This is a genomic window from Kocuria carniphila, from assembly GCF_004136555.1.
In the GTDB taxonomy this organism is placed as follows: domain Bacteria; phylum Actinomycetota; class Actinomycetes; order Actinomycetales; family Micrococcaceae; genus Kocuria; species Kocuria carniphila.
On sequence record NZ_NOIT01000009.1, the window covers coordinates 132385 to 158246 of the forward strand.

Consider the following 25862-nt stretch of genomic DNA (forward strand, 5'->3'; position numbering starts at 1 on the left):
TGTGCCGGTTCCCGGCGACTGCGAGAGAATGGGCCCGGTTCAACGTTCCAGACAGAGAGGTAGGCCGCACTCAGGTGAGCACGGTTGCCCAGTTTTTCGCCCTCCCGCCATCACAGCGGGATCACATTCCGGCGGCGCGTATTGCGCTGTCCGTGGCCATACCCCTGCTGGTTCTGCTGGCCCTCGACCGGACGGATCTGGCGATCTACGCGGCCTTCGGCGCTTTCACCTCCATCTACGCACGCAACGAACCTATCCGTGATCGGTTCAAGCACCAGTCGCAGGCCGGTCTCATTCTCTTGGTGTGCATCTTGCTGGGTGCGCTGCTGTCCAACCTGGGTGCCGCGCAGGTGGTGACGCTGGGGGTCACCGCGGTGGTGGCGGGATTAGGCGCACTCGTGGCGGCCTACCTCACCCTCAAACCGGCCGGGTCGCTGTTCTTCATCTTTGCGGTGGGGGCCATCGGCTCCCTGCCCGACGCCGCCCCTCTGTGGGTCGCGGGTCTGATCGCCGCCTTGTCCGCAGGGCTTTCCGTGGTGCTCGGGTTGGCCGGAAAATGGGTGGGCGAAGGTGTTCACGGTCCCATCGCCTCCGTGCCCGCCCATCACGGGCTTACGACCGGTCAACTGTGGTCGCATGCGGGTCGGTTCTTCCTGGCGACCTCCGTTGCCGGGGCCCTGGGCATGATGAGCGGACTGTCGCACAGTTACTGGGCCATGGTCGCGGCGGCCGCGCCGATTGCTGCCCCTGATCTGAGTGCCAGGCTCCAGCGCGGCGTGCACCGCATGGTGGGCACTCTGGGTGGCGTGGGTGTCACGGCCTTTTTGCTGTCTCTGCAGTTGGAAACGTGGCACATCGTGGTGTTCGTGATCCTGTTGCAGTTCCTGGCGGAGCTGTTCATCGGCCGCAACTATTCGATCGCGTTGTTGTTCATCACCCCGCTCGCTCTGCTCATGACGCAGCTGGCCCACCCCGTGGAGGCGCTCTCCCTGCTGCAGGCTCGCGCCGTGGAAACCGTGATCGGAGCGGTGTGCGGACTGGCGGTCGTGTACATCTTCCGCACCCGGTCCGAACGCGAGGCGGACACCCGTGCCGTTCCCCTGATTCGTCAAGCGGCCAACGGGGACGAGCCGCAAGACTGACGCCCGCATGATTCGTGCACCGGCCGGGTTCGACGCCGCTCCTCGGTGACATCTCTGGCACGGGTTCGCAGAAAACGCCGGGTTCCAGGCGCGTTCCTCTGCCCTAAATGTTCAGCTGCGATCCTCGACCTCAAATGTCCACGAGCGAGTGCTTTCGGGCGAGGAAACGCGCGCCAACGCGACCGAGTGGCGTCGTCGTCGGTGGTGGTGGTGGGGAACGGCGGTGAGGCTCAGCGGCCCCAGCCGGCGTGCGCGATGGCTTGGCGGATCAGATCCCCGCGGCCGCCTTCGAACTCGCCCTGGACGTCTGCGGACAGCGCCTCGTCCGGGGTCATCCACGACAACTGCAGAGCGTCCTGGCGCGGCTCGCATTCGCCGCGCACCGGGATGATGTAGCTCAGGGCCACCGCGTGCTGTCGATCGTCGGTCAGGCCGGTCTCGGACGGAGACGGGAAGAATTCGGAGACCGCGAACGGGACCGTGGAGGACGGCATCTGCGGGAACGCGAGCGAGCCCAGATCCTTCTCGAGGTGCCGCAGCAGCGCCGCGCGCACCGTCTCGCGGTACATCACGCGCCCGGAGACGAACGTGCGCACCATGTGGCCTTCCGAAGTCCCCTGTAGCAGCAGGCCGATCTCGGAAATGCAGCCGAGGGGGTCCAAGCGCACGGGGATGGCCTGGATGTACACGATGGGCAGCAGCGACCGGGCATGATTGAGGTCGTCCTCACTGAGCCAGCCTGGATTGGGGTCCGGAGTACGTACAGAACTCATACAGTGTTTCTACCCCAGCGCACCCTTTACGGCTATGCCGAGCGCCGGTTTCGCGGGGTGGTTCAGCGCACAGCCGAACCTCACGAGAGCAGCGCGGCGGCTTCCAGAACGGTCCATGCCTGCACCTGCGTGCCGAGTTCCACGGGGGCTCCCACGCGTTGCGCCTCGTTCGAGTGACGTGCCGGTTCGGGGGAGAACACGGCCACGGTCTCGCCCTCTTCGCGCTGGGCGACGGGCTTGGAAAAGTCCTCGACCGGGTCGAATTCGCGTCGGCCGTCCCACAGCGCCCGGGCAGTCTCTTCGACTAATTCACGGGCCACTGCTCGCGCGTCAGGATCCAGCAATTCCGACGACGCCGCCTGGCCCAGATAGCGCGCCAGGATCCCGGTGAACAGCCCGCCGTCCCCTCCGCCGTGGGTGCGCAGGACCGGTTTTCCGTGGGGACCGTCCACGGTGAACTGCTTGGCCGCGCCGTGGACGATGGCCGCAGCGCGGTCCAGCCACAGTTGACGTTCGGCCGGGTCCCGGGTGAGTTCGGCCAGTTCCAGGACCGCACCGAGCGCCGGGCCGGAGTTGTAGCTGTACAGCGCGCGATCCACCGAGGTGGTTTCCGTGCCGGAACCGGCGGCGACCAAGCGGATGCCATCCAGGAAGGCCCCGCGCTCGTCATCCCACAGGGTGTCGAACAACCAGTTCAACTGGTCGCGGGCCTCGGCCACGCGGTGGGTGCGCAGCAGGGCAAGTGCGGTGGGAGCCGTGGCGGCGGTGTTCTTGTAGTCGCGGGTGGTGTTCCACCACGTACCGCCGCCCAGGTTGGAGTCGCAACCGGATTCGAGGCGGTTCATGAGTGAACTGCCCGCGCTCAACACGTCCTTGCCGCACGTGCCGGTGGCCTCGAGGTCTTCCTCGCGCAGGCGTCCCAAGGCCAGGGCGAGCCAGGCCATGTCATCGAAGAACAAGTTGTTGGTAACCCGGCCACCGCTTCGGATGGCCATGCCGCGCAACAGACGGTGGGCGCGAGAACGCAGGCGGGCGGCGTCGTCGTCGTGACCGGCGCGGCGCTCGCGGGCGGCGGCGTCGACGAGCGCGTCAAGGAGGTGGGCCTGCCACCAGTAGTGCCACGGGCCCACGCGCGGGTGGGGGAAGGCCACGGCGCCCAGGTAGGTGCCCGGTACGCGGAGGGCGCGGGAGCCGAACAGGCGATCCACGGAGTGCGCGGCTTTGGCGGCGCGGTACGCCGGGGATTCGGACATGGCAGTGCTCCTGGGCCGGAAAACGAGACGGTCCGAGCCTAACCGGCTAGCCGAGTTGTGCCTGCAACTCCGGCTCGGCGATCTGGGAGACGAGCCACGGGCTGAACGCGAACGGCGCGCGCTGGACGGCGTCGGCCAGGTCCTGCGGGGTGGCCCAGGCGTATTCGGAGACCTCGGACTCCACGGGCTCGGGCTCGAAATCGGTGATGGCCACGAACACCGGGCAGAACTCGTTCTCCACAATCCCGGACGCGTCCGTGGCGCGGTAGCTGAACTCCGGAATCACGGGGGCGATGTTGCGGATCTCCAAGCCGAGTTCCTGTTGCGCGCGGCGAGCGATGGCCGTCTCGAAGGGCTCGTCCGGACCGGGGTGGCCGCAGAAACTGTTGGTCCACACGCCCGGCCAGGTCTTCTTGCTCAGCGCGCGGCGGGTCACCAGGACCTCGCCCTTGGTATTGAGCACGTGACATGAGAACGCGAGATGCAGGGGAGTGTCCTCAGTGTGGACCTCCGATTTGAGCGCGGTGCCGGTGGGCTGATGCTGGTCATCCAGGAGCACCACGTGCTCCGCGGTGGTCTGCTGGGTCACGATGGGCCGCCTCTAAGTCGTGTGTTAGGTTCCAGGCCATGGTAGCTGGCTGGTCTCACGCGATATGAGGAAACGACGCACGGCACCGCCCCTGCCCATGGACCGCGGGGTGGGGCCCACGCGGGTTCGCATGCCGGGGCCGGGCGCGCCTGACCCTGTGCTTCTATCGCTCGGTTCGCTGCCCGCAACCGCCGTCTCCTACGTGATGCAGCGGTTCCCGGACAGCGCCGCGTGGTTCGCGGACGAGGTCGGGGCTGGTCGAGTGCGTTCCGACGACGGCACCGTGGTCACGACTTCTTCGCCCTACGTTCCGGGCGCTTCCGTGTGGTTCCACCGTCCCATTCCCGACGACGACGCCGCTCCCGTCACCTTGGACGTGTTGTACGAGGACGAGTGGATCATCGCCGTGGACAAGCCCCATGGGCTGTGCAGTACCCCCAAGGGAGAGAACGTCCGCCGCAGTGCGGTGGTCGCGGGGCGCGTGCAGTTCGCCAACGACGAGATTTCCGCACTGCACAGGCTGGACCGTTCCACCGGAGGGGTCCTGTTGCTGTGCAAACGGCGCGAGCATCGTGGGGCCTTCCACAAGATGTTCGAGCAGCGGTCGGTGTCCAAGACGTATTGGGCCGTGGCTTCGCTCAACGGGCGAGTGGATGCCGAACCGGTGCGCGTGGAATCGCGAATCAACAAGACGCAGGGTGAGTTGCAGGCCCGCGAGGATCCGGGGGAGGTCAATGCGATCACGGATGTTCGGCTGCTGGTTTCCTTCACGGATGAGTCCGGTGAGTGGGGACTCTACGAAGTTCGGCCACTGACCGGACGCACCCACCAGATCCGCGTGCACATGACGTCTTTGGGGCTGCCGTTGCGGGGCGACAAGCTGTACCCGGTGCCGCTGAATGACTTCGATGTGGAAGACCCGGACAACCCCATGCAGTTGATCGCGCGTTCCATGACGTTCGTGCATCCGATGACGGGGGAATCCGTGATGATCGATTCTCGCTTGACGCCGAGTAGTCATGCGGCGGTGGCGGGCTAGTCATAACTATGGGGTGCGGGGAATGAACGTGGTTTCGCCACTAACGTCAGTCACTGTGGCGATACTTCCCGTCGTTTCCCGATTGTTCACTTCCACGGGGAAATTTGGTTCCAGAAAAACCATTAATAACGACAAGATAACGTCAATGTGTGTAGTATCAACGATGGCTCTTCCCCCCAGCCACCTCCCGGTGGACGGTGCTCTTCTTTTTGAACCGCTCCTTTGACGCAGAACCCCCCGTGCGCAATTTCGTCTGGTCTTTAGTTGACTCTGCGCACTTCTCTGCGCCCGACGACGAAATGGCCCGATACTGATGTTCAAGTACCGCACCCCCAAACATGCCGCCCCCAAACGTAAATCGAGCAATCGACTGCTCACTTCCGCGACCGCAGCATGCATCATGCTCGGCGGTCTGACCGCCACAGCGCCGGCGAATGCTGCTCCCAACGACATTGTCTCTGTGTCTCAGTCAACCCGCGCAGCTGATGCTCAGAACATGCTCAATCAAATTAATGCTCACCGCGCATCTAAGGGTTTGGCCCCGGTGAAATACTCGGCCAGCCTGTCCGGCATTGCACAGGGGCAGTCCAACCGACTGGTCCAGCAGGAAGTCATCAATCACAGCAACACCTTTCTGACCGATCCTCGGGCCGCCGGGTACAACGCGGTGGGGGAAATCCACGCGCTTTCCTACAGGAACTCGGTCACTGATCTTGTGCAGTGGTGGAAGGGTTCCAACGGACACAACAAGGTGTTGACCGATCCGAAGATGAAGGTCATTGGAATTGGGCTCACTCACGTGGACGGTTCTTTGTCCCGCACCGGTTCCGGGTGGCGCCTGGTCGGCACCGTGGTTTCCTACGGATTCCCGCAAGGCGCGGGTCCAAAAGATGTGTCCACCACCGTTTCGGGAAGTCTTCTCGGAGGGGTCGCTACGCAGTCCAATAAAAAGAGCCCAACATACTCAACAGCGCCTCAAAACATTGGTGGTTACACGGTCAAGGGCGCTATCAAGGCTCGGCATAGTGCCCTGGGCGGAACCGGCGTTGTCGGAACCCCCACGATGAACGAACGCGGTGGACTGATCAACGGCGGCGCCTACCAGAGCTTCCGCAACTCTAGAGGGGTCGGACACAAGATCTTGTGGTCCCCGGCCACTGGCGCGCGGGCGGTTGTTGAAACCGGTGCCATCGGAAACGCATGGAAGAAGTCGGGATACGAGCGCGGCTGGGGGTATCCCACTACGGATGAGTATCGAGTCGGTACCGAAGTCCAGCAGCGCTTCTCCAATGGCTACGTAGCTCACTGGTCCTCGGTGACCGGGAAAACCTGGGTTACCCGCTAGAAGAGCCACAAGTGGTGCACCGTAGATGGTTCGCGAACTGCGGTGCACCACGGGTAGGTTGGCTGAAGCCTTCGGAATTGATCCGTGTGAACGTATTTCTGAGGGATCTCGACTGACGATTCCGGTGCCTTGGTTAGACTCGTCAACGACTGCCCGTCGCCACCAGGTGAAAGCGCCAACCTGCAAGTGACTGACCACACTTCGGAGCTCATATGACTGACCGAACCGCTAAGAGCGTCCAAACGCGACAGCGGTTCGTGGATGTGGCATTGCAGCTCATCAAAGAACGTGGATACGAGCAGACTTCCATGGCGCAGATTGCGTCCGCCGCTGGTAGTAGTCGCGCGAACCTATACTTGTACTTCAAGAGCAAACCACAAATCATTATGGCTCGAATGCAGGAAATCGAGACTTTGATAGCCAGTCTCTACGATCGTCTTGACCAGATGTCATCGCACAGTTGCGAGGCCATGAAAGCATGGCTCGATGAGGCTCGCGACATGTGGATCCGGTACTCGACGGAATTCGAGGCCATCAATCGAGCGATGGCAACGGACCCAGAAGTTCTGGATGAATGGCTAGGGCTGGGGCGTCGAATTTCGAGCCGTCAGACCGCTCTCTATAGGGATTGCCGGAACCAGGAAGAACGGTTAGATCGGGAAGTTCACATGACAACTCTCATGATGAGCCTGGAACGAAATTTCTATTTCCTGTACATCCGTGGTCACAGAGAGCGCGAGGACCGGGTACTTGCCTCTTTAGCGCGCCAATGGGCGCAGCTTTTCGGCGAGTAGCCCGGCCCTTCTTGGCGTTGTAGATCAGCGATCCAACACCAGCTTGGGACAGCCGACGGCAGCGCGGGACACACAGATCATCATGGTCTCGTTCGTCTCCTGCTCTGAGGCCGTAAGGATTGAATCCCGGTGGTCCGCCTGACCGGCGACAATCGGGGTTTCACAGGTGCCACACGTGCCGGTCTTGCACGACGAGATCACCGGCAACCCCTGACGCTCGGCGGCATCCAGGATGGTCTCGTCCGCTCCTACGGTCACGGTGGTTCCTGACGCTGCGAACTCCACATCGAAAGGAGTGTCGGGCACTGTACGTTCGACCACCTTGGGCGCGAATCGCTCCAGGCGGAGAGAGTCCTTGGGCCAGTGGGCGGCACACTCTTCCGCGGCTCGCAGGAGGGGTTCGGGCCCGCACGCGTAGATCAACGTTTCTTCACGAACTTCGCCGAGCAATCCGGGCAGGTCAATGATTCCGAGTTCATCCTGCGGAACCAGAGTGACCCGATCGCCGTACTTCGCGAGATCCGACAGGAACGCCATCGAGGACCGAGTGCGTCCGCCATAGACCAGTTCCCAGTCCGCCCCGGCACGCTCCGCCTCCCGGATCATCGCCAGGATGGGTGTGATGCCGATGCCACCGGCGACAAAGATGTATTTCGGAGAGGGCGCCAACCTGAAGTTGTTACGGGGCCACGAGGCCGTGACGCGCGAGCCTGGAAGCAACGTCTCGTGCAAGGCTTCGGAGCCTCCGCGCCCGGAGACTTCTTTGAGCACACCGATGCGGTAAACGTTCGTCTCCCCCGGATCGGAGGACAAGGAGTACTGCCGCACGAAAGGCTCCAGCTCACCGTTGGGAACGTGCACGTCCACGTGCGCGCCAGCGCGCCAGGTGGGAAGTTCACCGCCGTCGGGGTGACCCAGGGTCAACGTGACCACTCCGTCCGATGCTTCTGTTCGGTCCAGAACCTCAAGGTTGAGGGTCCGCACGGTGCGTTCCTTGGAGCGCTCCACGTCCGCAACATCCCAGTGCACGTTCAAAGATCGCCGAACGGGTAAGAGGGCCATGCGGAGAAAATCCAGTTCCGCCGTGTCATCGGGCCGGAGCGAGGGCAAACGCTCGAACAGTACGCGCAGGCCAGTTGCCCCCTGGACGCGGGCCAGGGGGTTGCCCAGGCACGTGTGCCGCCCGGCCGTGAACGCGAGGTGGTCGGTGGGGTCGGGCCGATGGATATCAAACTCGAAGGGCCGCTCCACGTGCTCCGGGTCCGTATTGGCGGATGCCAGGGCAACCCAAATCATGTCCCCCTCCTCGACCGTGACATCGGATAGGGTGACCGCGCGCGTGGCCCGTCTCGACGTGAAGGTGGAAGAAGGGCGACGTCGCACGGTTTCCTCGAAAGCGCGAGGCCACAACTCCGGCTCCGCGATCGCATCCTGGAGGGCGCCGGAATTCCGGGACAGGAAGATCACGGCATTGGTCATTGCCTGGGCCGTGGTGTCCGTACCCGCCGCGGCGAATTCGGAGACATGCAGCGCGATCTGAGGCGTGGGCAGGGCAAAGGAGCCGTCATCCGTGCGTGCGGATGCCATGACGGAGATGATGTCGTCCGCCTCGGAATCCCTGCGGGAGTCGATGATCTCTCTCAGTGCCAGGTTTGCTCGGACGAACCGGTCCCACACCTCCGAGCGTTTGGGCTCGGGCAGTGGCTCGTGGGCTGAGGACAACACCGAGAAGAGATCGTCTCGCAACTGACGCATCATGGGTTCGTACTCGTAGTCCAGGCCCAGCAGAGCCATGATGGTCTGCGTGGTCAGCTCCAGTGAATACTCCTCGAGCAGGTTTGCAGATCCGGTTGCTTCGAAGCGATCGATGATGCGGTGGGCGCGGGCCTCGATCTCGGGCTGAAGCCGGTCCATGCGTTCCTTGATGAACCCGCGATGAGCCACCGAACGGGCTTCGGTATGACCCGGGGGATCTTGACCGACGATCATTTTTGCCACGAGTTCAGGCGGATAGACGTCCTGGTACTTCTCGGGCACATCCGCGGCCGAGTTGGCCGCTGACGAGTAGGTCTTCCAATCCGAGAGGACCTCCAGGCAATCGTCACGCTTGGTCACGATCCAGGCATTGAGGTACGGATACCAGAACACCGGCGTGGCATCTCGCACTTCGGCCAGATGGCCGGCGGGGTCTCTGTAGTAGTCATCGCCCATGGCATCGAAACCATGCGCGACCGGGCAGCGCCCGGCGGGGTGAGCGGCGTCGTCAATCGTGGTCATGGCGCAATCCTTAGTTGTCGGAGACGGCGGAAGCCGCGATCGTGGACAGTTTCTGGAAACGCGCAACGTTGTCGCCTTCGTCCATGACCCCGGACGAGAGGAAGCAGAAGGACACATCGCTCACGGGATCCACCCACAGCAATGACGATCCGGCGCCGTAGGAGCCGAAGGTTCGTGGGGAGACGAAGGGGCCGAAGAAGCGCGCGTGCGTACCTGATCCGGCCAGCGCCATACCCAAACCCATGTTCCCCGGGGGAAGTTCCCACTTCCTGGCGGCGGCGACCATACCGTAGAGGTCGTTGATTTGATTGCCCGTCTGATTGGTGGTGGCGAAGTCCAGTACAGACTCCCCGATGATCTGCTCACCGGATGCGGTACGGCCGTGGTGCCGCAGCATTTCCGTGAACGCGAAGACGTCGTCAATGGTCGAGACGGCGCCGACCCACGGCATCTCGGCATCCGGTCGGTCGATGACCTCATTGAGGCATTCGATGTCTTCGGGTTTGAGCCAGGAGTCATTGGCCACAATGACCTTCAGGGGGACCGCGCGATCCGCAAATTCTGCGGGCATTCCGAAGCGTGTGTTCGTCATGCCTACGGGGGTGAAGATCTTGTCCTGCATGAGCTCACGGAAGGACTCCGCACCGTAGGCGCGGCGGGCCATCTCACCCAAGAGCGCATGGTTGATGGCCGCGGAGTAGTTCAGATTGGTGCCCGGTTCATGCACCACGTCCACGCCGCAGAGCGCGGAAATGACGTCCGCCAACACTGCGAATCCTTCCGGGCCCAGCCCGGGGTTGGGCGTCGCGGGCATGCCGGCGCGGTGGGTCAACAGGTGCGCCACGTTGATCCGGTCCTTCCGGGCAGCGCGAAACGGCTCGGTACCGAAGAACTCGGGGATCAGATCGACCACGCGGGTGGACAGCATCAGCCGGCCTTCGCTCAGTGCCCGGTAGATCAGGGCATTGGTGAACCCCTTGGACATGGAAAGAATGCGGTACACATCGTCAGACTTGGTGGGGCGCTGCGACTGGATGTCTGCCAGGCCGTAACTGCCGCGAAGGGCCACTTGACCGTGGCGGGCCACCACGATGTTGGCGCCGTGATAATCGCCCCGGGAGATGTCCTCGCGAATGGTCTCGTCGAGGACCTCCAAGAAACGCCGGTCCAGGCCGGGTACCTCGGAGATTGTGGGTGTGGTCACCTGTGTGGAAGTGTGCTGCATCGAGTGGCTCCGTTCGAAAATTGAGGTGGGTCTCAGAGCATGAGGGCGCCGCCGGACGGCGACAGGGTTTGCCCCGTGTAGTGGGCTCCGGCGTCAGAGGCGAGGAACAGAACCGTCTGCCCGATCTCCTCGGGTTCCGCTACGCGTTTGAGGGGCTGCAGTGCGAGGAGTGCCTGCACATGGTCCTCCCCGGAGGCGGTGAACATAGGGGTGTTGATTCCGGCCGGGGCCAGGGCATTGACGCGGATGTTGAAGGGCGCATGTTCCGCGGCCACGGCCTTGGTGAGGCCGACGACCGCAGCTTTGGACGCCGGGTAGTACGCCGGCATCGGAAGTCCGATCAATCCGGCCACCGAGGCGAAATTGATGATCGACCCGCCACCGGCCTTCTTCAAGAGAGGAACGGCCGCACGGATCGTGTAGAACGTGCCATTGAGATTGATGGCGACCACCCGGTCGAAGTCTTCGTCGCTGATTCCCTGTAGGAACTCGGGGTTGTACGGCTCACCGGCCTTGAAGGACTCGATCATGGTGGCATTGATCTCATCGACCCAGGTTTGCTTCTCCCGATTGGGTGTGGAGACTCCCGCGGCGTTGACCAGAACGTCCAACTTTCCGTGGTCCTTATTGATTCGTTCGAAGACCTCATTCACCGCGTTCGAGTCGGAGACATCTACCGCGAATCCTTGGGCTCCTTCGAGTCGGGCGAAGTCGGCGTCCAAAGCTTCCTGGCGAAGGTCCATTCCGTATACGACGGCGCCCGCTCGGGTGAGGACTTTCGCGGCGGCCAGACCCATGCCCGACGCTGCTCCCGTGATGACTGCAACTTTGTCGTCCAGATCCATGTGTTTCTCCATCCGTTGGAAATCACCGTGCAGCATGGCTGTGTGCCAGCTCACATCTTCCGGGTAGCTTGGCAGAAAAGTAGACACCTGTCTAGGTTCTGAAAGAGATTGCGGCCCCGGTGGTCCGAGCAGGCCTAGATCGGGGAAAATTCTTACGAAAGCTTCAGGTTCCTGGGATGTGGACATCACGTTGAGGTGAGAGTATTTAGGCTGCCTTATCTTCGGAGGTTCCGGGGCCGAGGACCGAATAAGGGAGCGCGCAATCGGCGGCACCTAGGATTCGGGGGGATTCAGGGGGATCAATGAACGCCATAGATGGGGCGGGGAAGAACCATCCGATAGAAATGGACCGGGCACCGAAGAAGCTGTCCAAGCGGCTGGTCGGAATCGACGCTGCCCGGGGCTTGGCATTGGTTGGCATGATGGCCACCCACCTTCTCCCAGCGTGGAACGAGGACACCGGAGAAGCGACACTGAGTTGGATACTGTTTTCCGGGAACGCAGCGGCTCTCTTCGCCATGCTGGCGGGTGTTGGGTTGGCCCTGAGCACCGGCGGCAGAAACCCGCACCAGGGAAAGCGACTGACTGCCGATCGAGCGGGCATAGCCGTCCGAGCCGTACTGATCACTCTCGTGGGGCTGTGGATCGGCACCTTGATGTCGGAAGAACCGCCCGCCTACAACATCCTGATCTACTACGGGATGTTCTTCTTGCTGGCCATACCGTTCCTGCGCCTCGGCCCCAAAGCGTTGTTCGTGTCGGCGGGGGCCTTTGGCCTACTGGCACCCTTGTTGATGCAGAACTTGCTTGATGTCCTACCCGAGTGGAGCTCCCACAATCCCACGCTGGGAACGGTCCTCTTGGAACCGGGGGGCACATTGTCTCAGCTGATGTTGACGGGCTCCTATCCTGCGCTGCCGTACATGACCTATCTACTGGCCGGGATGGCTATCGGCCGGTTGGACCTGCGCAGGATCAAGACTCAGATCACTCTGTTGGTCGCCGGTGTCGGAGTGGCAGTCGTAGCTCACGTGACGTCCTACATCCTGCTGTATGGACTGGGCGGCTATCAACGGTTGTTGGACTCCTCGCAGGTGAGCGAGGAAAAGTTAGTCGAAATCCTGACGTGGGGCCCTGACTCCTTGCCGACTTCCACTCCGTGGTGGCTGGCTATCACCACTCCTCACGCAGACACCCCGCTCTCGCTTGCGGCGAGTCTGGGCGTGAGTATGGCCGCACTCGGGGTCTTCCTGTTGATTGCCCGAAAAGCCGGAGACTGGTTGTTGCCGCTCACGGCCATGGGCGTCATGACGTTGACTCTTTACACCGCCCACTTGGTGGCACTCTCCTTCGAGATTCACTACGACCGGCCCTACCTCTGGTACCTCATCCACTTGGTGGTCGCAGTGGTCTTTGCTCTGGTGTGGTACCTGAACCTGGGCAAGGGGCCCCTGGAGCGAGCCATCGGTTACGGGGTCACGGGCGCTCGCAGAATTGTCATGGGCGGAAGTTCAGGATGCACCGATTTCGGAGCCTGACACTGACGTATCGTGGATGAGCCCACGCGCACGCATCCAGTGCTCACCACCGGATTCGATGCCGGACCAGCTGGCGAGATGAGGAGTCGCATTGATCACCGCTCTCGTGGTTTCCGCGCTCTCCGCATATGGCCTCTATGTGGTGGGCGCGGAGGCAGCTCGCTGAGGCCCCATCTCGGGACACGCGAACCAGCGGAGGAGCTTTTCGCTTCTGTCCGCTCCAATGCGGTGGCGCACACCTGGGGAGCTGTAGTCCACGTAGTCGCTACGCCAATTGCCGCGGTGGCTTCGCTGCCCGCAGCACTGTGGATCTTTGGGCTTGGTCTCCTGCTGCATGTCTATCCGGTCCTGCTCCAGATGCGTACCCACTGGCGGTTACAGGCACTGCAGAGCTTGTCCCAAAGGTAATCAGGATGGCTTTCGGATCGCGGTCAGTCCAAGGGGGACGGCCAGTGGAATCACGATGGCGGTAATTCCGTCCCCAAGCTCCGAACTCAAGAATGCCCAGAGGAGTCGTCGACTTCGTCGATTTCGAAACGGCTCGATGAGACGTCGGTGGGATTCTCGGCGCCTCAAGAGTCAGCGCCCTGACACCTCGGGCACCACGCAATCTGCCGCAAGTGTTGGACCGCGGCAGGATCGCGGGGCTCGGTGATGGACGGGGCGGCGTCGTCGATCTCGCCGCGCTTGAGGCGCGTGCCGCAGCGGCGGCAGGGCTGGTCGTAGTGGCCGTAGGCCCAGAAGAGCGGGCGCCCGGTCGCGGGGTGGCCCACCGTGGATCGCAAGGGGCGGTCGCGATTCAGGTTGAGTAGTTTGTGCGCCAGCTTCACGATCTCGACGAGCTTCGCATCCGGAATCGATCCCGCGGGTGCCCAGGGGTTGGTGCGCGTCATGAACAGCACCTCCACCCGGTACACGTTGCCGATGCCCGCGAGGTTGCGCTGGTCCATCAGGGCCGTGCCGATCGCGCGATCCGGCTGGGCGCGCAACCTGCGCAGCGCCTCGTCCACGTCCCAATCGGGGCCGAGGATGTCCGGACCCAAATAGCCCACGAGCTCCTGGTCCTCCAGCCGCGTGGGAACCAGCCGCACGTCTTTCACATCGAAACCGATCGCGTCCACGGTCGCCGTGCGCAGGATCGCGCGGATCGTGTGCGAACCCTGCCCGATCGACACGTCCGCACTCAACGGCGTGCGAGCCTCCGCGCGGGAGCGCACGCTCGCGTAGCGGCGATACGGCTGCCGCCCGCGCCTTCCGCGAACGGCCGGGGAAGTTCCGGACGACGCCGACGCCGCCCGCTCGCCGCTATCTCGAGACGTCCCGGCCCGCTCGAATACCCGCCACGTGCCGTCCATCATCAGGTGCGAGTGCAGGGTGAGTGGCTCGGCACCGGACCTCAGCTCGTCAGCGTTGGGGGCCGCCGACAACCGGATCAAAATGTGCTTGCCCCGCGGCACCACATCCATCACCGTGCGCCCGGACAGGTCAGTGGTCGCCAACGTGGGCACCCGAAGATCCGAGGATTCCAGCACCTGCCCCTTCAGCGCCTCGCGGAGCATCTTGCATTGCCGGTAGACGGAATCGCCCTCTGGCATGGGCGATCACCCGCTCAGTGGTGCGCGCATACGAACCCCGCGCGGCGTTTGGTAGAAGCCTCCGGACAACAGTCCTTCCCGCACGGCAGTCACCATCTCGATCGATGACAGCACGGATTCGCCGTTGACCTTCTCAACCACGAGTGAGTCCACTGCACGCCGTTGCACGAGACCCGCCACGGCCTCGGCCGCCATGCGCAACTCGCTCTCGGACGCCGTGAACGCGAGCGCGGTCTTGCCTCCACGCTCCAGGTACAGCACCAGATCGCCGTCCACGAGCACCACGATGGCGCCGGCCTTCCGCCCCGGGCGGTGCTTGGTCGAGGATTCCAGTGCCACCACCTCGGGCCAGTCCAGCGCGGCGCCGTACGGATTCGCCGGGTCGGTGGCGGCCAGCGCGAGCACCTGCGGTTCGGGGGCGCGCACCGAATCGTCCTCGGAGAAACTGCGCAAAATATCAACCGTTGCCGGTTGAGTGAACTGCGCGGCCCCCAGTCCTTCGATGAAGTAACCGCGCCGCGCCCGCCCCGCGTCCTCCAACGCCCGCAGCACCTTGTACACGGTCGCGAACCCGCCCGGCACGTCCTCCACGGCAACCGGTCCGCGCGTGAGAATTCCGTAGCGATCCAGCAGCAGCTCGGCCTGCGCTTGCGCGCGCACCGTGGCGTTGAGCGGTTCGGGCCGCAGCACGGACCAGCGACCGGCCGTGGTGCGCTCCTCGGAACCGCCCTGGGCTCGCACCACGTGACCGCCGGACTCTGCCCCGGAAACGCCCATGCCCGACGTCGTCCCCGGCCGGGACAGCCCGCGCAACCGGGCGGCACCGCGTCGGCCGGCCGCGCGTGACCGCGCCGGTCGTTTGGGCGTCTTGTGCGAGGAATGCCCGCCCGCCATCAGCGCGCGCACCGGCGCATACGTGTCATTGGTGATGAGCCCCGCCCACAGCAAGTTCCACAGCGCGGTCCGCAACTCGGGCATCCCCACAGCCAGCCCCGCCTGGGACAGCGGCTCGATCAGCTGCCACGCGAAATACGCGCCGCCGCCCTGCAGCACAGCCAGCACTTGTTTCTCCAGCTCGGAATCCAACTCCGACGCCGCAACCTGCAGCTTCTCGACCGGCGGCAAGGACAACTCCGCGGACTCGGCCAAGTGGAACGCGACCCAGCCGTCCTCGTCACCCAGCGACCCGGCTCCGGAGAACAACACCTCACCGGTGGCCATGAGCTCATCGAGCATTCCGGGGCGGTAATCCACGACCCGTTGCGCCAGTACGAGCGGCTCCCACGCGGAGGCCGGAATCGGCACTCCCGCGAGCTGATCGATCACGGTCAGCACGCCGTCCAGCCCGCGCACTTGATGACCCTTGACCGCGTGCTGCCACGCCGGCAGGAACTTGGCGTAAATACTGGGCGCCACGGGTTCCACGTCTTCGCGCAGCGCCGCGAGCGAGCGGCGTCGTAGGGTGCGCAGCACCTCGATATCGCACCATTCCGAGTCCGACGCCGCCGGGTCGCCACTCGGACGGAACGCGCCTTCGCTGACGCGACGCTGTTTGCCCAGGGCCCGCAGCGCGGACTCGACCACGGCCGGACCCAGGCGCAGCGCCGTTGCGGCCTCGGCCACGCTGAACGGGCCGTGCGTGCGAGCGTAGCGGGAGACCAGGTCGCCCACCGGATCGGCCACCGGTTCCAGGAACGCCAATGGCACACCCATGGGTAGCGGAATCCCCAGGGCATCGCGCATCCGGGCCGCATCCTCCACCGCGCAGTAGACCTCGGTGCCGCCCACGCGCATGGTGATTGCGCGGTTGGTGGTGACCAGCTGATCCAGCAGGGCCTTCGCGTTGGATTCGCTCAGGTGAAGGTCGTCGGTTTCGAGTGAGTCCTGCGGACGCAACCGAAGGGCGGTTTCGGCGGGAGTCATCGGCCCGAGCAGTCGCAGCAGATCGGCCGCACCTTCCACACCGCGCAACCTGCGATCCGGGGCCAGCCGTTGCAGCTGCGCCACCATCTGCTCGATGACCTCTTGATCGAGCAGTTCCCGCAGCTCGGCCCGGCCCAACAGTTCGTTGAGCAATGCCGGATCCAGGGACAGCGCGGCGGCCTTGCGCTCGGCCAGCGGGGAATCGCCCTCGTAGAGGAACTGCGCGACGTACCCGAACAACAGGGTGCGCGCGAAGGGAGAGGGAGTGTCCGTGGTGGTCTCGACCAGGCGCAACTTCCGCCCGGCCAGCTCGCGCTGCAACCGCAACAGCGCGGGCAGGTCGTAGACGTCCTGCAGGCACTCGCGCACCGTTTCCAGGATCACCGGGAACTGCGGATATTTGCGGGCCACGTCCAACAACTGCGCCGAACGCTGGCGTTGCTGCCACAGCGGCGTGCGCTTGCCGGGATCGCTGCGGGGCAGCAGCAGAGCGCGGGCGGCGTTCTCCCGGAACCGGGATGCGAACAGCGCGGAACCGCCCACTTCCTCGGTCACGGTGTGTTCGAGTTCATCCGGGTCGAAAAGGAAGAGCTCCGCACCGGGAGGTTCCTCGTCCGTGGCAGGCACGCGCAGCACGATGCCGTCGTCACCGGCCTGGGACGCGGCGTCGAGACCCCAGCGTTCCTCCAGGCGAGCGCCCACGGCCAGGGCCCAGGGCGCGTGCACCGGTTTACCGAACGGGCTGTGCAGTACCACGCGCCAGTCGCCCAATTCATCGCGGAAGCGCTCGACCACCAGGGTGCGGTCGTCGGGGATGTGCTCGGTGGCCAGGCGCTGTTCGTCCAAGTAAGCCAGCAAATTGTCCTGCGCCCACTCGTCCAGACCAGCAGCGGTGAGGCGCTCGCGGGCGGTCTCCTGCGAGGCCCCACCGATCTCGCGCGTGAAGCTGCCGACGGCGCGCCCCAGTTCCACGGGCCGGCCCAGGCCGTCGCCGTGCCAGAAGGGAAGCTTGCCGGGCACACCCGGGGCGGGGGAAACCACCACGCGGTCGTGGGTGATGTCCTCGATCCGCCAGCTGGAGGCGCCCAGGGCGATGATGTCCCCGACACGGGATTCATAGACCATTTCCTCGTCGAGCTCGCCCACGCGCTTGGGGTTCTTGCCGTCCTGATCGCCCACCAGGAACACGGGGAACAGGCCGCGGTCGGGAATGGTGCCGCCGGAGGTCACGGCCAAACGCAGCGCTCCGGGGCGCGCCTGGAGCGTGCCGGTTTCGCGGTCCCACACCACACGGGGTCGCAGGTGGGCGAACTCGTCGGACGGGTAGCGTCCGGCGAGAAGGTCCAGCACGGCGTCGTACGCGGAGCGCGGCAGGTTTCGGAACGGCGCCGAACGGCGGAGGGTGTCGAACCAGGCCTCCACGTCCACGTCCTCGGCGGCCGCGGCGGAGATCGTGTGCTGGGCGAGGATGTCCAACGGGTTGGCGGGGATCGCGAGCGGCTCCAGCCGACCGGCCAGCATTTGCTCCGAGATCACGGCGGCATCGCGGACATCACCTCGGTGTTTGGGGTACATGCGCCCGATCGAAACCTCGCCCACCTGGTGCCCGGCGCGCCCCACGCGCTGCAGACCCGAGGACGCGGACGGCGGTGACTCCACCTGCACCACCAGATCCACGTGCCCCATGTCGATGCCGAGTTCCAGGGACGAGGTGGCCACCACACAACGCAGCCGACCCGTCTTGAGGTCTTCCTCGATCAGGCTGCGCTGGTCCTTGGACACCGAACCGTGGTGCGCGCGGGCCAGCACTGAGGTGGCGCCCTCGAAACGGTTGTGCTGGCGTGAGATGTCCGCGAACTCGCCGGTGGTGGCGGCGTCTGCGGTCGCAATCGACTCGGTTTCATCAGGATCTTCCGACGCTGATGGGGCGTTGTTGACCCGGAACTCGTGGATCTCGTTGAGCCGCGCCGTGAGCTTCTCGGCCAGACCGCGCGAGTTAGCGAACACGATGGTGGAGCGGTGCTGCTCCACCAGATCCACGATGCGTTCCTCCACGTGGGGCCAGATCGAGGCCGTCGCCTGGTAGTCGGAGGCCTCCAGGTTCGCGTCAATGCTGGCCGAATCCACCGAGTACGGCGAGGCCGAGGCCCCACCCAGCGCCGTCATATCCGGAATCGGCACGGACACCGTGAGATCCCAGTCCTTCTCGGACGGCGGCCGCACCACGGTCACCGGTTGCGAGCCACCCAGGAAACCGGCCACCGTGTCCACCGGTTCCACGGTCGCGGACAGGCCGATGCGCTGGGCCGGTTCCTCTAGCAGATCATCGAGCCGCTCCAGGCTCACGGCCAGGTGCGCGCCGCGTTTGGTGCCGGCCACCGCGTGCACCTCGTCGATGATCACGGTTTTCACGTGCCGCAACGTCTCGCGCGCCTTGGACGTGAGCATCAGGTACAGCGACTCGGGCGTGGTGATCAGGATGTCCGGCGGGTGGGCCAGTAGCGATCGCCGGGTCGCCTGCGGAGTGTCACCGGAGCGCACGCCCACGGACACGTCCGACGGGGCGACTCCGGCGGCCTTCGCGGCCTGAGTGATGCCGATCAGCGGCGCACGGAGATTGCGCTCCACATCCACGCCCAGGGCCTTGAGCGGGGAGATGTAGAGCACCGATGTGTGCTCCTCGTCCTTGGCCGACGACGCCGCTCGCTTGGCTTTCTCCCGCAGGTCCACTTCGGTTCCGGGCAGGGTGTCCTGCACCGGGGCGGGTGAGCTCTCGCCCGTGGTTTGTGCACGGGTATCGGTCTCCCCACCTGCACTGGCCCCGGACGCGGGCGAGCCGCCCCCGGAAGGTCCGGGAGCGGCGTCGTCGGCATCGGTCGGCCGGGCGATGAGCCGGTCGATGGCCCACAAAAAGGCCGCGAGGGTCTTACCCGACCCGGTGGGGGCTACCACCAGTGCGTGGCGACCGGCCGCGATGGCCTCCCACGCGCCGCGCTGGGCGGCGGTTGGACCGTCGAATGCGGCGTCGAACCAGGTGGCCGTCGCCGGGGAGAAGAGCTTCAGGGACGGGTCAAGACCCAAAACCACGCACCTGGAGCTGCTCGATCTTGGGGTTGCCACAGGCCTGGCCCGGGTAGCTCAGGACCAGGGATTCGTAGCTGCCCGGCGGGTAGACGCGGAAGCCGTTGGTCTGCTGCGGGTTGCACAGCTGACCGATCGTGCCCGGCTGGGTGATCTTCAACGGGGCCGAGGCGGACTGACCGGGCTGCAGGGAGATCGCGGTGCCGGAGGAGGCCCCGTCGCGGGCCGCGGGAGCCCCCACGGTGCCGCCACTCGGGTCAACGAAGGAGACACCGGGGTAGCCGTGAAGCACGCACGGTTGATTGCCGGTATTGGTGAGGTTCACGGAGGCCAGCACGGAACCGGCCGCACCCTGATTGGGCGTCACATTGCCGGACAGCTGGGACACGCTGCACGAGCCGGCCTGCGTACCGGGGTTGCTCTGGCCGTCCGTGGCGGGCGGGGTGAACGGGACGGCCGGCGGCATGCCCAGTTCGGGTGCCGACGCTGTGCGCTCAGGTTCCGGAGCCTCCGGGCCTTCCGGTGCAGCCGCGGTTTCCTCGGGGGCGGGGGCCGCCGCAACGTCGCCGGAATCCGACGTCTCGGACGCCTCTGCCGCGGACTCGGTGGGCTCGGGGGTTGCAGACTCCGACGGTGATTCAGGCGCAGACTCCGAGGGCGATGCGGACGGCGTGGCACTCACCGACGCGGACGGAGACTGCGTGGCTGATTGCTCGTCGGCGGTGGTGTCCCCACCACCGCCACAAGCGGACAAGAACAACACGGCGGCCAGGCCGGTTGCGATCATGACGGGACGGGTACCGGTGCGGGTGCTCTGGGGGGCGAGCGTGATTCTCCTCATAGCAACAGTGTGCTACTTTTCCGGCCGAATAGCTGCACGCATCACCTGTGCCAGGTGAACACCTTCAGCACCGGTTCCCTGCGCGATCTGCGTACGGCACGAAAAGCCGTCCGCGAGCACAATGGTCCCGGGTTGAGCAGCGCGGATGCTCGGGAACAGCTCGCGCTCGCCGAGGGTCTGGGACACCTCGTAGTGACCGGGTTCGAAGCCCCAGTTACCGGCCAAGCCGCAGCAACCGCCACCCACCACGTTGCTGTTGACGCCCAACTTTTCGAGGACCTTCAGCTCGGGGGAGTAGTTGCCCATCGACTGTTCATGGCAGTGCACCTGGCACAGCGCCTGGCCGGGGCCCGCCTGGGTCTCCAGGGTCCCGAACGGCCAGTGCCCGCCGTCCTCGGCGTGCTGGGCGGTGAACTCACCCAGCGTAACCGTGAGGACCTGCACCTTGTGGGCGCGAGGGTCATCCGGCAGCAGCTCGGTGATGTCGTGCTGCAGCATCACGGTGCAGGACGGTTCCAGGCCAATGATGGGGTAGCCCGCCTCGAGGAGCGGCTCCATCACGTCCAGGGTCTGCCGCAGGGTCTTGCGGGTCATGTCCAACTGCCCGGTCGAGTGCCACGTCAGCCCGCAACACACGTTGCCCATGGGCATGAGCACGCGGTAGCCCATGGCCTCGAGCACCTCGATCGCCGCCTTACCGGGAGCATCGGCGGAGAAGTTGGTGAACGTGTCCGGCCACAGCACCACCGAGGGTTTGTCATCGGTCGCCGACGCCGCTCGGTGACCTCCGCGCGCAAGGTCGCGGGCGGCGTCGTCGCCCTTGCTGCGGGCCTTGTACCAGGAGGTGAGCGGGGCGTTGTTGAAGCGAATCATGCGGCGCTTGGGCTCGATGCCGCCGAGCTTCTTGGTGAGTTCCTCGACCGGGCGGAACCGCTCCAGGAAGTTGACCGCCCGCAGCGAGCCGGGGACCTTGGTCACGAGCTTCATGAGCCACGGCATCCACCCCATGGTCAGGTGCGCCATGGGGCGGCGGTCCTTGCCGATGAACGAGGTGAGGCCCTGGCGGAAGTGGTGGTGCAGGAATTCGGCCTTGTAGGTGGCCATGTCCACGTTGACCGGGCACTCGGTCGCGCACGCCTTGCACGAGAGGCACAGATCGAGAGCCTCGTAGGTCTCCTTGGACTTCCAGCCGTCCGTGATGGTTTCCCCGCGCAGCATTTCGGCGAGTGAGCGCATGCGGCCGCGGGTGGAGTGGACCTCGTCGTGGGTGGCTTGGAAGGACGGGCACATGGCACCCGCGTCCGAACGGCACGCACCCACGCCCACGCAGCGGTTGATCGCTTGGCCGAAGGAGCCGTTGTCGGAGGAGAACGCATGGACGGGAGTGAGCTCGAACGTGCGAGCGCCGGGGCCCGGGCGGATGCCCTGGTCGATGGGTTCCGGATCCACGAGCACGCCGGGGTTGAAGAAGTTCTCGGGGTCGAAAATCCGCTTGAACTCTGCAAAGGCCTGAAGGGCTTGAGGCGTGTAGATGGTGCTCAGCAGTTCCGAGCGGGCGCGGCCGTCACCGTGCTCGCCAGAGACCGAGCCGCCGTAGCGGTGCACGAGCTTTGCCGCGCGCTCGATGAATTCGCGGTAGCGGGCCACGCCCTCATCGGTGTTGAAGTCGAAGGAGATGCGGATGTGCACGCAGCCCTCACCGAAGTGACCGAACGGGATGCCGCGCAGGTTCATCTCGTCCAGCAGTTCGTAGAGGTCCTTGAGGTAGGCGCCCAGATGCTGCGGGGGAACCGCGGAGTCCTCCCAGCCGGGCCAGGCCTCGCCGCCGTCCGGGAGGCGGGTCACGATGCCCGCGCCGGCCTCGCGGATGCGCCACAGCGCGCGTGCCTCGGCGGGGTCGCTCACGACCACGGAATCCACCACGGTCTCCTCGACCAGCGCGGGGAGTTTCTGGGCCGCTGCGAAGGCTTCTTCTTGAGTGTCCGCGCCGACCTCACAGTAGAGCCAGCCGCCGCCCTCGGGGAGTTCGCCGCCCGCGTTCTCCTGACCCTGGCGGGTGCGCAGCGCGGTGAGGAGGTCCGAGCCCATCCCCTCGATGGTCGTCACACCCGGCACGCGGAACTTGGGCGCGGCGGTGGCTGCCTCGATAGCGTCCTTGAAACCGAGGACTGCCAGTGCGGTGAACTTGGGCTTGGCGACCAGCTTCACCTTGAGCTGGGTGATGATGCCGCACGTGCCCTCGGTGCCGGAGAAGGCCTTGGCCACGTCAAAGCCGTTCTCGCCGAGCAAGTACTGGAGACCGTAGCCGGAGACCTGGCGCGGGAACTGACCGAGTTCGGTGCGCAGCATGGCCAGGTGCCGGTCGCGCAGTTGCTTGAGCTGCGAATCCAAGGCGGCGTCCGAGGTGCCGCCGGCCTCCAAGGTGACCTCGCGCCCGTCGGCGAGCATGACCGTGACCGCCACCAGGTTGGAAGCGCTCGTGCCCCACGCGACCGAGTGGGAGCCGCACGCGTTGTTGGCCACCATGCCGCCCACCGTGCAGCGCGAGTGGGTGGAGGGGTCCGGGCCGTAGGTGAGGCCGAACTCGCTCGCCGCATCGCGCAGCTGATCGCAGATCACGCCGGGTTCGATCGTTGCCGTGCGCAGGTCCGGGTCGATCTCCAGGATGCGGTTGAAGTACCGGGAGGTGTCGATGACCAACCCGTCACCGATCGCGTTACCCGCCACCGAGGTTCCACCGCCGCGGGAGATGACCGGCCAGCCCTTGTCCTGGGCGGTGGCCAGCAGCTCGCGGATCTCCTCCACGGAGCGAGGTTCCGCCACGGCCTGGGGGAGCCTGCGGTAGATGGAAGCGTCGGACACGTACGCGGCACGAGTGGTCAGATCATCCCGGAGAGCAGTCATGGTCTAACTTTCGCGTACCCGCCCCCGGGATTCCAATTAGGTCACCTTTCTTCCGTGTCGCGGGGCGCTGCACAGACAACGACGCCGCTCGCGGACCTTCGTGGGGAAGGTGCGCGAGCGGCGTCGGCGGGATCTAAAGCTGGTGGCTCACCACTCCGGGGCGATGATGATCTCGGCGCCCTCGAGGTCCTCGTTCCATTCGACCTGACAGGTCAGTCGGGAGTTGTCGTGACGGGTGTCGTCGAGCATCTCCAGGAGGTCTTCTTCCTCCTCGTTGGTGCCGCCGGTCTTCACGAACGACTCCTGATCCAGGTACGAGTGGCACGTGGAGCACGAAGCGTTGCCGCCGCAGGTCGCCAGGATGGGGAATTTGTGACGGGTCAGGGCCTCCATGAGGGACTCGTAGTCCTTCCACTCGACGCCCTCGGTGCGCACGCCGTCGCGGTCGGTCACATTGATCTTGATGCTGCTCACTCGGGTGGACCTCCTACAGTTACGACCCGTTGTGGATTCTCAGAACTAGGGGCCATTCTACGGTCGCAGCGCCCGGCCGAGGCCAACGGTATTGCGAAGTGTGATCAGTCCCCCATGCGGCGCACGGTCAACGCCTGGGCCACGCGTCCGATCGGGCCGTTCTCGTCGAAGAGTTCGGAGTGGGTCAGGCCCACGCCACCGGGGCCGATTTCCACGTTGGTGTCCAGGCCCACCCATTCGGACACCGGTTCGCGGATCAGGTGGATGGACAGGTCCACGTTGGGGAAGGCCCACTTGCCGGGCTCCACGCGGGGTGCGATGCCGTTGGCGGTGTCGATGGCACTCACGAAGCGTGCGGTGTTCGACGATTCCTCGCCTTCTACCACCTGATGCTTGATGCGCAGCCACCCCGCGGCACTTCCGGGGCGAGGTTCGCGAGCCAGGTGAGCCTCCAACGTGGCGATGAAGCCACCGGCCCACGTCTCGGTCATGTCCACCGGCGGGCACTCCTTGACCGGAGGCAGGGGGCGGATCTCGCCGCCGGCCACGTCCTGGGTGTCCGAGGTCTTCAACCGCCACATGCTCAACCGGATGCAGTCGCGGCCGTCCGCGCTCATGGTGGCTTCGAGCAGTTCAATGGTCTTGCCCGGGCGCAGCACGCGCGTGTGTACCTCGATGTCACCGCCGGGGATGAAGCCCAGGATGTCGTAGGACAACCGCACCGGAATCACGTCTTCGCGCGGGTGGTTGCGTTCGATTTCATGGACCATCAAGCCCGACGACGCCGCCATGTGCTGTTCCAGCGGGCTCCACGCACCCTGCGTGTACACCGTGGTCCGGAAACTGTGGTCCCCGGTCCGCACGTAGTGGGCATCGGGGACGTCCTCCCCATTGGCGCCGAGGTGCTGGGGCTTGGGCTCGGTGGTCATGCTTGAAGTCCTCCTGCAAGGTGGTGTTTGTGTCCTGCATTACACCTTAGAGTCCTTCGCCGATTTCGCTGTGCACCCCGGTGCTCGAATCCATCAGTCGAGGACGGCAGCTACCGCTTCGATCTCGACCAATTGGTCGTCATAGCCGAGAACGGTGACGCCGAGCAGTGTGCTGGGAACGTCATGATCACCGAATGCGTCTCGCACTACTTCCCAAGCGGTCACCAGGTCTTCTTGGCGGGAGGAGGCGACGAGCACCCGGGTGCTGATCACATCGGTGATTCCGGCACCCGCTTCCCTTAAGGCGATCTTCATGTTGGAAATGCACTTCGCCGCCTGGACGGCGTAGTCACCGACCCCCGCGGTCGAGCCGTCTTCGTTGAGCGGACATGAACCGGCCAGGAAGATCAGACGCGAATCGGCGGGCGCGGTGGCGGCGTAAGCGTACTCGGCTGCGTTGGATAGTTTTGTTGAACGGATCAGGGAAACAGCTTTCGGCACGGAACTCTCGCTCCCTATTGGTGACATGTGGACTCGGCATACGGCGATCGGTTTCCGGTGGAAGCCGGAGGGACTATCTGCTGTCTGATCAACGGTACGGCCCACTGGATCGGAGGGGTTGCACGTTGATCGACGGTGACGCCAGAGATCCGGCGATTCTTGGTTCCAACGTCGACCAGAATGCAGCGGGCCGGGGGGCAGGGTCGTAGCGTCGATCAGGGTGCAGGGTGCAGGGTGCAGGGTGCAGGGTGCAGGGTGCAGGGTGCATGTGCCAAGGCTGTAGCGTCGATCGGCCTGCAGCTGCTGTCACCCCGGCGATGTGAACGTCGATGACACGGCACCGGAGCGGCGGTCAGACATTTGTGGCTGAGGATCGCACTGTTTGACCTGCTCCTACTGCGTACCTCGACCCAGAATGTTCGGGGGTGGGATTCTCTGCCGGAAATGTTCCAGGGGCCACGCGGTCGTCCGTAGTCACGCAGTCATCCGTGATGCTGCGCCTGATTCGAGCCCGGTTGCTGGTACGCCGACATGGAAATCGCCCGCTACCCCTGTTTGACTAGGGATAACGGGCGATTTCGACTGGCGGTGACGGAGGGATTTGAACCCTCGTTGGCTTTAACACCAAACATCATTTCGAGTGATGCACCTTCGGCCGCTCGGACACGTCACCAGCTCGAAGTACTTTACCGTCAGGTTCCACCGGGAACCAAACCGCGACGAGACTCAGCTAAAAGGTCCGGGAACGGGAGCGGGTGCCTCACGTAAGAATGTCCGCGTAGTTCCCTGGGGTG

The 25862-nt window shown here is 64.9% G+C and carries 18 protein-coding genes and 1 tRNA gene; 5 read left to right on the forward strand and 14 right to left on the reverse strand.

Annotated features, from left to right (window positions below; genetic code table 11):
* Positions 1–74: 74 nt before the first annotated feature.
* Positions 75–1142 (forward strand): FUSC family protein, encoded by a 1068-nt coding sequence (locus tag EWV37_RS08275; protein ID WP_129700960.1) that lies wholly within the window; start codon positions 75–77, stop codon positions 1140–1142.
* Between the two features lie 230 nt (positions 1143–1372).
* On the opposite strand, the gene EWV37_RS08280 is transcribed toward EWV37_RS08275, so the two are convergent.
* The 3 genes from EWV37_RS08280 to idi form a co-directional block, all read right to left on the reverse strand.
* Entirely contained in the window at positions 1373–1915 is a 543-nt protein-coding gene (locus EWV37_RS08280) for an NUDIX hydrolase family protein (RefSeq protein WP_129700963.1), read from the reverse strand.
* Positions 1916–1995: 80 nt separating this feature from the next.
* Positions 1996–3168 carry a glycoside hydrolase family 76 protein gene (locus tag EWV37_RS08285; RefSeq protein ID WP_129700965.1) on the reverse strand — a complete coding sequence of 391 codons (1173 nt, stop codon included), beginning with the start codon at positions 3166–3168 and terminating at the stop codon, positions 1996–1998.
* Between the two features lie 46 nt (positions 3169–3214).
* Positions 3215–3757, reverse strand: coding sequence for an isopentenyl-diphosphate Delta-isomerase (idi, locus tag EWV37_RS08290; protein WP_095796251.1), 543 nt, complete (start codon positions 3755–3757; stop codon positions 3215–3217).
* Positions 3758–3914: 157 nt separating this feature from the next.
* On the opposite strand from idi, the gene EWV37_RS08295 reads away from it, so the two are divergent.
* The 3 genes from EWV37_RS08295 to EWV37_RS08305 all read left to right on the forward strand — a co-directional run bounded on the left by EWV37_RS08295 (position 3915) and on the right by EWV37_RS08305 (position 6935).
* Complete coding sequence (locus tag EWV37_RS08295; protein ID WP_095796625.1) at positions 3915–4796, forward strand: pseudouridine synthase; 882 nt, start codon at positions 3915–3917, stop codon at positions 4794–4796.
* Positions 4797–5292: 496 nt separating this feature from the next.
* Positions 5293–6141: a CAP domain-containing protein gene (locus EWV37_RS08300; RefSeq protein ID WP_238663159.1), complete on the forward strand. Its 849-nt coding sequence runs from the start codon at positions 5293–5295 to the stop codon at positions 6139–6141.
* Between the two features lie 212 nt (positions 6142–6353).
* Positions 6354–6935 (forward strand): TetR/AcrR family transcriptional regulator, encoded by a 582-nt coding sequence (locus EWV37_RS08305; RefSeq protein ID WP_095796253.1) that lies wholly within the window; start codon positions 6354–6356, stop codon positions 6933–6935.
* A 24-nt stretch (positions 6936–6959) separates the two neighbouring features.
* Here EWV37_RS08305 and EWV37_RS08310 read toward each other — a convergent pair whose 3' ends face one another.
* The 3 genes from EWV37_RS08310 to EWV37_RS08320 are packed head-to-tail and all read right to left on the reverse strand — an operon-like array spanning position 6960 to position 11336.
* On the reverse strand, positions 6960–9212 hold the full coding sequence (locus tag EWV37_RS08310; RefSeq protein ID WP_129700969.1) for a cytochrome P450: 2253 nt from the start codon (positions 9210–9212) through the stop codon (positions 6960–6962).
* Positions 9213–9222: 10 nt separating this feature from the next.
* Positions 9223–10416 carry a serine hydrolase domain-containing protein gene (locus EWV37_RS08315; RefSeq protein WP_202976199.1) on the reverse strand — a complete coding sequence of 398 codons (1194 nt, stop codon included), beginning with the start codon at positions 10414–10416 and terminating at the stop codon, positions 9223–9225.
* 53 nt (positions 10417–10469) lie between these two features.
* A complete protein-coding gene (locus EWV37_RS08320; protein ID WP_202976200.1) occupies positions 10470–11336 on the reverse strand; it encodes an SDR family NAD(P)-dependent oxidoreductase in 867 nt (288 codons plus the stop codon).
* Positions 11337–11584: 248 nt separating this feature from the next.
* Here EWV37_RS08320 and EWV37_RS08325 point away from each other — a divergent pair, with 248 nt between their 5' ends.
* The gene (locus tag EWV37_RS08325; RefSeq protein ID WP_238663160.1) at positions 11585–12820 is read left to right on the forward strand and encodes a heparan-alpha-glucosaminide N-acetyltransferase domain-containing protein; all 1236 of its coding nucleotides are present in this window, start codon (positions 11585–11587) and stop codon (positions 12818–12820) included.
* A 572-nt stretch (positions 12821–13392) separates the two neighbouring features.
* Here the strand turns inward: EWV37_RS08325 and EWV37_RS08330 are convergent.
* The 8 genes from EWV37_RS08330 to EWV37_RS08365 all read right to left on the reverse strand — a co-directional run bounded on the left by EWV37_RS08330 (position 13393) and on the right by EWV37_RS08365 (position 25741).
* Positions 13393–14415 (reverse strand): DNA-formamidopyrimidine glycosylase family protein, encoded by a 1023-nt coding sequence (locus tag EWV37_RS08330; RefSeq protein ID WP_129700973.1) that lies wholly within the window; start codon positions 14413–14415, stop codon positions 13393–13395.
* A gap of 6 nt (positions 14416–14421) precedes the next feature.
* Entirely contained in the window at positions 14422–19425 is a 5004-nt protein-coding gene (locus EWV37_RS08335) for an ATP-dependent helicase (protein ID WP_420843753.1), read from the reverse strand.
* Entirely contained in the window at positions 19409–20260 is an 852-nt protein-coding gene (locus tag EWV37_RS08340; RefSeq protein WP_129700975.1) for a DUF4232 domain-containing protein, read from the reverse strand. The genes EWV37_RS08335 and EWV37_RS08340 overlap by 17 nt, the downstream gene beginning before the upstream one ends.
* 12 nt (positions 20261–20272) lie before the next feature.
* Positions 20273–23164: an FAD-binding and (Fe-S)-binding domain-containing protein gene (locus EWV37_RS08345; RefSeq protein WP_129700977.1), complete on the reverse strand. Its 2892-nt coding sequence runs from the start codon at positions 23162–23164 to the stop codon at positions 20273–20275.
* 147 nt (positions 23165–23311) lie between these two features.
* Positions 23312–23638 (reverse strand): 2Fe-2S iron-sulfur cluster-binding protein, encoded by a 327-nt coding sequence (locus EWV37_RS08350; RefSeq protein ID WP_016996927.1) that lies wholly within the window; start codon positions 23636–23638, stop codon positions 23312–23314.
* Between the two features lie 104 nt (positions 23639–23742).
* Positions 23743–24567, reverse strand: coding sequence for a thioesterase family protein (locus EWV37_RS08355; protein ID WP_129700979.1), 825 nt, complete (start codon positions 24565–24567; stop codon positions 23743–23745).
* A 93-nt stretch (positions 24568–24660) separates the two neighbouring features.
* Positions 24661–25068, reverse strand: coding sequence for a RidA family protein (locus tag EWV37_RS08360; RefSeq protein WP_095796262.1), 408 nt, complete (start codon positions 25066–25068; stop codon positions 24661–24663).
* Positions 25069–25651: 583 nt separating this feature from the next.
* Positions 25652–25741: transfer RNA gene (locus EWV37_RS08365), tRNA-Ser, on the reverse strand.
* Positions 25742–25862: the final 121 nt, after the last annotated feature.

Coding starts and splice junctions, on each gene's coding strand:
- EWV37_RS08300 (WP_238663159.1), top strand. CDS start 5,293: ATGCTCAATCAAATTAATGCTCACCGCGCATCTAAGGGTTTGGCCCCG.
- EWV37_RS08330 (WP_129700973.1), bottom strand. CDS start 14,415: ATGCCAGAGGGCGATTCCGTCTACCGGCAATGCAAGATGCTCCGCGAG.
- EWV37_RS08305 (WP_095796253.1), top strand. CDS start 6,354: ATGACTGACCGAACCGCTAAGAGCGTCCAAACGCGACAGCGGTTCGTG.
- EWV37_RS08340 (WP_129700975.1), bottom strand. CDS start 20,260: ATGAGGAGAATCACGCTCGCCCCCCAGAGCACCCGCACCGGTACCCGT.
- EWV37_RS08280 (WP_129700963.1), bottom strand. CDS start 1,915: ATGAGTTCTGTACGTACTCCGGACCCCAATCCAGGCTGGCTCAGTGAG.
- EWV37_RS08285 (WP_129700965.1), bottom strand. CDS start 3,168: ATGTCCGAATCCCCGGCGTACCGCGCCGCCAAAGCCGCGCACTCCGTG.
- EWV37_RS08345 (WP_129700977.1), bottom strand. CDS start 23,164: ATGACTGCTCTCCGGGATGATCTGACCACTCGTGCCGCGTACGTGTCC.
- EWV37_RS08325 (WP_238663160.1), top strand. CDS start 11,585: ATGAACGCCATAGATGGGGCGGGGAAGAACCATCCGATAGAAATGGAC.
- EWV37_RS08310 (WP_129700969.1), bottom strand. CDS start 9,212: ATGACCACGATTGACGACGCCGCTCACCCCGCCGGGCGCTGCCCGGTC.
- EWV37_RS08355 (WP_129700979.1), bottom strand. CDS start 24,567: ATGACCACCGAGCCCAAGCCCCAGCACCTCGGCGCCAATGGGGAGGAC.